The sequence below is a fragment of the Streptomyces sp. NPDC058534 genome (assembly GCF_042717365.1).
GTDB lineage: Bacteria > Actinomycetota > Actinomycetes > Streptomycetales > Streptomycetaceae > Streptomyces.
This window is the reverse complement of record NZ_JBHXNW010000019.1, coordinates 109,159-115,442: the sequence shown is the minus strand read 5'-3', so window position 1 is coordinate 115,442 and position 6,284 is coordinate 109,159. Positions and strand designations below refer to the sequence as shown.

Genomic DNA, 6,284 nt, shown 5'->3' with positions numbered 1-6,284 from the left:
GCGTCCCACCCCGCCGTAACTGGCCGCGGGCCCTCCGGGGGGCGGCCCGGCCGGGCCGCGGCGCCCGGCCAGGGACGGGCCGTACCCTGGAACCATGAGCACCACCCCCGACCCCGAGCCTCGTGCGCCCAAGCCCGCGCTGGTCTTCGACGACCCGCTGGACCAGCAGACCTCGGACGACACCGACCGCGGATGGGGTGAGCGGTCCGAGGGCGACAGCGCGGCCGACCTGAAGCGCTTCCTCGACGAGAAGCCGCCCCACCACCTGTGAGTCGCACGGGCACCCGCCCGCTGCCGGGCCGCTGCCGCTCTGTGCGGTCCTACGTGCGGTCGTGGCCCGAGCCGCGCTGCGTGACCAGCGCGTCGCGGATCACCTTGAGCACCTCCAGCTCGGAGACCTCGACGATCTCCTGCGTGCTCTCCTTCGCCTTGCGGCGGGCCTCCTGCCGGGCCAGGTACTTCGCCATGGGCAGGACCATCAGGAATTGAAGTGCTCTCCCGGCTGAGGCCGGGAGATTCCTGCTTACCTTGCGGTAGCGGGCTTGACGCGCTTGGTGCGCCTGACGACTGCCCTCCCGGCAGCCGGGACGAGCGCGAGGCCCATCCGGTACAGGTGCAAGACATTTCGTGCCGCGTTGTGGTCGGCGTTGCCCGACCAGCCGCAGTCCGGGTTCTTGCACACGAACACGGCCTGGGACTCCCGGCTGCCGGGCGTGGTGAGACCACATGCTGAGCAGCGTCGGGAGGTGCCGGGGGCGGGGACCTTGTGCAGGGTGCCGCCATAGCGGGTGGTCTTGTAGGTCAGCAGGGTGACCGTGCGGCCCCATGCCTCCCCGCTGATGGAGCGGTTCAGCCCGGACTTCCGGGCAACGTTCTTCCCTGGTGCCTTGATGGTTCCCCTGGCGGACTTGACCATGTTCGTGATGGTGAGTGATTCGACCACGACGGTGCCGTAGGTACGGGCGATGGCGGTAGTCGTCTGATGCTGCCAGTCCAGGGCCCGGCGCTTGGCTTTCGCGCGGAGTCCTGCGATCTGGTCGTAGGTGCGGTGCAGCCGGCGGCTGGTGCGTTCGCCGGGCTTGCGGTGCCGCTTACGCTGCGCAGCACGCTGCTCCAGGTACAGGAGCCTGGCCTTCTCCTTCTTTGTCAGCCACTCGCCGTGCTCGTAGGTCTCGCCGTCCGAGACGGCGATCGGCACGGTGACGCCCACGTCGATGCCGACGTCCGGCCCCTGGTGGAGCTCGGGCTCGACCTCCAGGGCCTGGACGCGGAAGGCGATGTGCCAGCCGAGCGCGTCCTTGGTCAGCCGGGCCCCGGTGATCCGGTTGTCCGCGTTGGCGCGCTTGCCGACGGGAAGGTCTTTGGTCCACCGGAAGCGGACCCGGCCCACCTTGGGAATGTTGGCCATGCCCCAGCGGCGGTGCACGCGCGTGAGCTTCAGGTCCCGGCCCTGCGGGACGTCCACGGACATTTCCGCGCGGAATCGGCCCTTGAAGTCCGGGGCGTCGGCGCGGTGCTCCCAGCAGTTCTTCCACGCTTGGAAGTACGTCTTGAGTACCGCTTGCGCGGCCTGCGCAGGCAGTACGGCCAGGAAGTCGATGTCCGTGCGGGCCTGCCGGATCGCGGCGTCCGCGTTCGCGAGAGTCCGCTTTTCCTTCGGCATCATCTGCCACCAGGCGTGGAGCAGGTTCCACAGGGTGCGGGCCGCGTGCGCCTGGTCATCGGTCTTCAACACCTCGGCAGCCGAGAGCGCGAGCCGGGCACGATGCCCGAACTGCCGCTTGACCAGGGTGCCTTGGCTCACGATCGAGACCGTAGCATTGGTTTATGTCACCGCGCTGGAGACCCACTCCCGATGTCAGAACGGGTCGCCATGTTGTCTACCATCTGCACGTTCACTTGGTTTTCGTTACGAAGACCGGCGGAATGCGTTCACCGGCGCCATGCTGACCCGCACCGAAGAGATCATGCGGCAGGTCTGTGCTGACTTCGAGGCCGAACTGAAGGAGTTCAACAGCGAACAGGACCACGTCCACCTGCTCGTGCACTACCCGCCGAAAGTCCAGCTCTCCAAACTGGTCAACTCCCTCAAGGGCGTCAGCTCCCGTAGGCTCCGCCTGGGGGCACCTCCCGGCCGAAGGCTGGGGGAGAGCACGACAGCCATGTCCGCCGGTACCTGTGGGGCGGACACTTCTGGTCCGGCTCCTACTTCGCCGGATCGTGCGGCGGGGCATCCCTGACCGTCGTCAAGCAGTACATCGAGAACCAGCAGCGGCCCGTCTGACCGCCACCCCGGAGACGCAGAGACCTCCGGCGCAAGGATGGCCTTCACCCCGCCCTGAAGGGCGGAGTGCGGCTGAACGCGCACACTCCCGCTCACTCCACAGGAACGGTCGATAACCCCCTTCACCACCGAGTTGACGATGTTGGTGAAGGCGGCGCCGATGACCACCGCCACCGCCAGGCCGATGACGTTTCCGCGCATCAGGAAGGCCTTTTGAAGCCCTGCCAGACGCTCGGTTCGTTCTTCTCGCTCAGCTCGGGGGCACTCCTCGTATGCACAGGTCTCGTGCGAACAGGGTGTGGATCAAAACGCTCCGCAATCTACGCCGACGCTGGGCGGTCCTGTCCAATCCGACTCTTCGATCGAGCGACTTGACGGGCTCAGCACAGCGTCACCGCGAGCCGTGCGGTAGCTCCCGCGCCGACCAGTCGGTGTGCGGTGGCGCGCGGCACCGAGACCACGAGCAGCGCGCCGCCCGCCGCGGTCCCGTCCACGGGCTCCGGCACCTTTGTCACCCGTGCCCCGCGCGCGACCACGGAGGCGTCGCCCGCGCCGCTGTCCCCCGCCGCGACGACGTCGACCCGGTCGCCCGGCCTGAGCAGCCGCACCGTGGCCGCGTCGGCGATCCGCACCGGCGCCGCCACCAGTTGCGGGCCCTGCCCCTTGCGTACCGGCTCGGTCGCCGGATGCCCGCGTGCCCGCTGGGCGTCCTGCGCGCCGGCGCCGGGGTGCGGGCCCGCCGCCACCAGCGCCGCCGCGGTGACGGCGAGCCCGGCGGCCACGGCGCGCCGCCGATGGCGTACGAGCCGGTGCAGCTGACGAAGTCCGCCGCGCACCCGCACCGGGGCGAAGTGCGGCACCTCGCACGTGGGCGGTGCGTCGGTGCCGGGCGGCAGCGGGGAGGGAACGGCGGAACGGAACACGGTGACCACCACCTGTGGGCGAGGGATCGGCTTGCGCACCCACGATGACGCTTCTCGCCGCCGCCCGCCGAAGCCCGTGGACCACCGGCCGCTTGTGGACAACTCCACCACCCGAAGGGGGCGTTCCGCCTGAACCGAAGCCGTTCCCGACCCCCCTACGGCAGCACGATCCCCGGATCCATCCCGCCCAGCGCCGCCCCGCAGGGGCAGTCCCGCTCCCCGGTCGCCGGCAGCGCGGCCAGCGCGTCGAACAGGACGCCCCGCAGTCGGTCCACGTTGGCCGCGAACACCCGCAGCACCTCCTCGTGCGAGACGCCCTCGCCGCTCTCGGCGCCGGCGTCGAGGTCGGTGACGAGGGTCAGCGAGGTGTAGCAGAGCTCCAGTTCACGGGCGAGCGCCGACTCCGGGTGACCGGTCATGCCCACCACGGACCAGCCCTGCGCCCGGTGCCACAGGGACTCCGCCCGGGTGCCGAAACGGGGCCCCTCGACCACGACCAGGGTGCCGCCGTCCACGGCTTCCCAGTCCCTTCCCCGCGCCGCCTTCAGCGCGGCGGCCCGCCCGGCCGGGCAGTACGGGTCGGCCAGCGACACGTGCACCACGTTGGGCACGGCGCCGTCGGGCAGCGGCAGTCCGTCGAAGTACGTCGACGGGCGCGACCTGGTCCGGTCGACGAACTGGTCCGGCACCAGCAGCGTGCCCGGCCCGTACTCGGGACGCAGACCGCCGACCGCGCACGGGCCGAGGACCTGGCGCACGCCGACCGAGCGCAGCGCCCACAGGTTGGCCCGGTAGTTGATCCGGTGCGGCGGCAGATGGTGGCCGCGACCGTGCCGGGGGAGGAAGGCGACCCGCCGGCCGGCGACCTCGCCGAGGAACAGCGAGTCGCTGGGCGGCCCGTACGGGGTGTCCACCTCGACCTCGGTCACGTCGTCGAGGAACGAGTAGAGACCGGAGCCGCCGATCACGCCGATCTCGGCATGCACCTTGTTCGCCATGTTCGCCATGTCCGCACCCTAACCGGCCCGTGAAACGCCGAGGACCCCGTCGTCGTACGACGACAGGGTCCCGTAAGAACCTGGTGCGGCCGAGGTGTCGCGCGGCCGGTGAGCCCTATGCGGCGGTGGTGCTGGAGGAGGAGCTGCCGGAGCCCGAGGACGAACCCGAGCCGGAGGACGACGACGAGGCCGAACCCGAACCCGACGACGAACCCGAGTCCGAGGACGACGAGGAGGACGACGCCCCGGACTTCGACGACCCCGGCGAGCTGCTCGAAGAGCTGCCGCGGCTGTCGTTGCGGTAGAAGCCGGAACCCTTGAAGACGATGCCGACCGCCGAGAACACCTTCTTCAGGCGGCCCTGGCAGTCCGGGCACTCGGTGAGGGCGTCGTCGGTGAACTTCTGCACCGCCTCAAGGCCCTCGCCGCACTCGGTGCACTGGTACTGGTACGTCGGCACTGTCTTCCTCCTGGCACTCTCACTCGATGAGTGCTAACAGTCGTCAATAGTAACCCGTGCCGCAAGCCGATGAAGTAACGTACATCACCTGCCCACAGGCAGCGGTCAGGGCTTGACCGTCATGAGGGCATTTGCCCAAGTGAGAAGTCGCGTTGTCGACGGAGTCACAGTGACCTATTCCTCGGACGGGGACGGGGATTTCATACTCGCGTCACATCTCACCGATCGCGGCAGGTTCGCGATGGCCTGCGCCGCGCGTGACCACTCTGGCCACGCGCGGCGGCGCCAGCCGTGAGCGCAGTGCCACCAGGACTGCCAGCGCGAGCACCGTGCCGCCCATCGGCACCAGGAATCCGGCCCCGTCCCGGAACCCGTCCTCCAGCTGTCCGGCGGCGGTCACCGCCAGTGCCTGGCCCAGGGCGACGGCGCCGGTCAGCCACGTGAAGGCCTCGGTGCGGGCGCCGGCCGGGACCAGGTCCTCCACCAGGGTGTAGCCGGTGACGATGGCGGGCGCGACGCACATGCCGACCAGCAGACCGAGGCCGGCCAGCACGAGCACCGACTGCGCCGCCCAGAGCCCGGAGGCGGTCAGCGCGAGGGCGGCGTAGCCGATCAGGAGGCGCCGCTGCGGGGCGACCTTCCAGGCGATCGCGCCGCAGACCAGGCCGGAGAGCATGTTTCCGGCGGCGAAGACGCCGTAGAGGACGCCGTTCAGGCCGGGCTCGCCGATCGACTCGGTGAACGCGGCCAGCGACACCTGCATGCCGCCGAAGACGGAACCGACGCCCAGGAAGGCGACGATCAGAACGCGCACGCCGGGGACGCGCAGCGCGGAAACGTGCTCCCCGCGCGCGTGCGCAGCGTCGGCCCCGCCGACCTCGGGCTGCGTGCTCTTCTGCGCGGCGAAGAGCAGACCGCCCACCAGGGTGAGCGCGGCCTCCGTGACCAGGCCCGCGGCCGGGCCGATGCCCGTGCACAGGGCGGTCGCCACCAGCGGGCCGAGGACGAAGGTCAGCTCGTCGGTGACGGACTCGAAGGCGGCGGCCGTGCTCATCAGGGGGGAGCCCTTGAGCTTGACGCCCCAGCGGGCCCGCACCATGGGCCCGACCTGCGGCACCGAAGCACCGGCGGGTACGGCCGCCGCGAACAGCGCCCACAGCGGTGCGTCCGCGAGCGCGAGGACGGTCAGGGTCAGGCCGGACGCCGCGTGCACGAGTACGCCGGGCAGCAGGACGGCCCGCTGTCCGTAGCGGTCGGCGAGCCGTCCGCTGTAGGGGGCGAACAGGGCCATGGAGACGCCGGTGGCGGCCGCGACGGCGCCCGCGACGCCGTAGGAGCCCGTGGTGTGCTGCACGAGCAGCACGATGGAGATCGTCAGCATGGCGAACGGCTGGCGTGCCGCGAAACCGGGGAGCAGGAACGTCCAGGCGCCGCGGGTGCGCAGCAGCTGTCCGTATCCGGGGCGGACGGAGGCGGACGCGGTGTGCGGTGCTGCCTCCGGCGACTTCTTCGACGGGGTGACCGTGGATGCCACGGCCCGTGCCTTTCTGCCGCCTGGTAGCGCGGTCCGCCTCGCGGCTGTCGCCGTGCGGGAGCGCCGAGAGCTGTCCTCTTGCGCG

6 protein-coding genes and 3 pseudogenes are annotated in these 6,284 nt (G+C 70.8%); 2 read left to right on the top strand and 7 right to left on the bottom strand.

The features are described 5' to 3' along the window. The first annotated feature begins 94 nt into the window (after positions 1-94). Positions 95-271 (top strand): hypothetical protein, encoded by a 177-nt coding sequence (locus ACFWR9_RS14760; RefSeq protein WP_383840961.1) that lies wholly within the window; start codon positions 95-97, stop codon positions 269-271. Positions 272-320: 49 nt separating this feature from the next. Here the strand turns inward: ACFWR9_RS14760 and ACFWR9_RS14755 are convergent. Both ACFWR9_RS14755 and ACFWR9_RS14750 read right to left on the bottom strand, forming a co-directional pair. After that, positions 321-485: pseudogene (locus ACFWR9_RS14755) on the bottom strand (large conductance mechanosensitive channel protein MscL); the annotation flags it as partial. A gap of 38 nt (positions 486-523) precedes the next feature. Further along, complete coding sequence (locus ACFWR9_RS14750) at positions 524-1,804, bottom strand: RNA-guided endonuclease InsQ/TnpB family protein (RefSeq protein ID WP_383840957.1); 1,281 nt, start codon at positions 1,802-1,804, stop codon at positions 524-526. Positions 1,805-1,827: 23 nt separating this feature from the next. Between ACFWR9_RS14750 and tnpA the strand changes: the two are divergent. After that, positions 1,828-2,284: pseudogene (gene tnpA / locus ACFWR9_RS14745) on the top strand (IS200/IS605 family transposase). A gap of 150 nt (positions 2,285-2,434) precedes the next feature. On the opposite strand, the pseudogene ACFWR9_RS14740 reads toward tnpA, so the two are convergent. From ACFWR9_RS14740 to ACFWR9_RS14720, 5 genes and pseudogenes are all read right to left on the bottom strand, one after another. Then, positions 2,435-2,485 (bottom strand): annotated as a pseudogene (locus tag ACFWR9_RS14740) (hypothetical protein); the annotation flags it as partial. A 179-nt stretch (positions 2,486-2,664) separates the two neighbouring features. After that, positions 2,665-3,144: a hypothetical protein gene (locus ACFWR9_RS14735; RefSeq protein WP_383840987.1), complete on the bottom strand. Its 480-nt coding sequence runs from the start codon at positions 3,142-3,144 to the stop codon at positions 2,665-2,667. Positions 3,145-3,362: 218 nt separating this feature from the next. Then, on the bottom strand, positions 3,363-4,205 hold the full coding sequence (locus tag ACFWR9_RS14730) for an S-methyl-5'-thioadenosine phosphorylase (RefSeq protein ID WP_383840983.1): 843 nt from the start codon (positions 4,203-4,205) through the stop codon (positions 3,363-3,365). 115 nt (positions 4,206-4,320) lie between these two features. Further along, a complete protein-coding gene (locus ACFWR9_RS14725; RefSeq protein WP_383840955.1) occupies positions 4,321-4,665 on the bottom strand; it encodes an FmdB family zinc ribbon protein in 345 nt (114 codons plus the stop codon). 211 nt (positions 4,666-4,876) lie between these two features. Continuing rightward, positions 4,877-6,199, bottom strand: a complete 1,323-nt coding sequence (locus ACFWR9_RS14720; protein ID WP_383840953.1) for an MFS transporter — start codon at positions 6,197-6,199, stop codon at positions 4,877-4,879. Between the last annotated feature and the right edge of the window lie 85 nt (positions 6,200-6,284).

Coding starts and splice junctions, on each gene's coding strand:
- ACFWR9_RS14760 (WP_383840961.1), top strand. CDS start 95: ATGAGCACCACCCCCGACCCCGAGCCTCGTGCGCCCAAGCCCGCGCTG.
- ACFWR9_RS14730 (WP_383840983.1), bottom strand. CDS start 4,205: ATGGCGAACAAGGTGCATGCCGAGATCGGCGTGATCGGCGGCTCCGGT.